1 protein-coding gene is annotated in these 750 nt (G+C 43.7%); it reads right to left on the minus strand.

Annotated elements, in window-relative coordinates; genetic code table 11:
• Positions 1 to 105: 105 nt before the first annotated feature.
• The coding region (locus AACR11_RS08260; RefSeq protein ID WP_189338768.1) for an integrase domain-containing protein at positions 106 to 750 on the minus strand (645 nt) is incomplete at its 5' end.

The following is a 750-nucleotide window of genomic DNA, read 5'->3' on the forward strand; positions in this document are numbered from 1 at the left end:
CCTTTTCGCTTGCTGCTTTCTTGATTTCTTTCCTCCTTTTCTTTTTAAGTCCCCTAATGGTTTATGGAGATCTTTCAGGATGTTGTACATAAGCAGTTCCTCCAATCAACCTAAGTAAGCGTTAGTGATGTCTACTCTCGCATGCCCTAGTGATGTAGCAACGGCATAGCGTGCTCGATAATCGAGCTCTTTTGCTCGTTGGTAGGTTGAGCCGATTGCTGATGCAATGTATTTGATATGCTCTCGACCTCGTGAATGCTTGCACAGCACCGGAGCCAAGATAGTGTTTTGACCAGATAACGCTCTCATTACTTGCGTGTACTTATGCTGTGCGTAGTGATGCCTCTCCTTGTGTGGGCTATAACCTTTGATTTTTGAGTATGCTGAATAGCAATGCCCTCGGAATTCTTTATAGGACAGGTTCTTTGGGATCATTGAACGATGGCTACCCTGAATCTGTGCCGCTTTTTTGAGTGTTTCAATCTGAGCTTTTGATGTTATATCTACGATCCTTGACCTGCCTCCTTTTGTTCCATCGATAATATTGACATGAGAAGTACGCGTTACAGGATTGAAGTTTCGATCTGCTTGGGTAAGCAGGTCTGCTGGGTTGCATTTTACCGACTCTTCAAACCGCAAACCGAGCTCTCTTTGTATTTCAGAGAGAATAGAGAGGCGTTCATCTAAGAGAGACTTGGCATGTTGATGTAAATCCTTGCTACAGGCTTTTGATTGCTCTGCTATGTGACT

Origin of the sequence: Vibrio sp. L85 (genome assembly GCF_963871815.1) — a bacterium.
In the GTDB taxonomy this organism is placed as follows: Bacteria; Pseudomonadota; Gammaproteobacteria; order Enterobacterales; family Vibrionaceae; genus Vibrio; species Vibrio harveyi.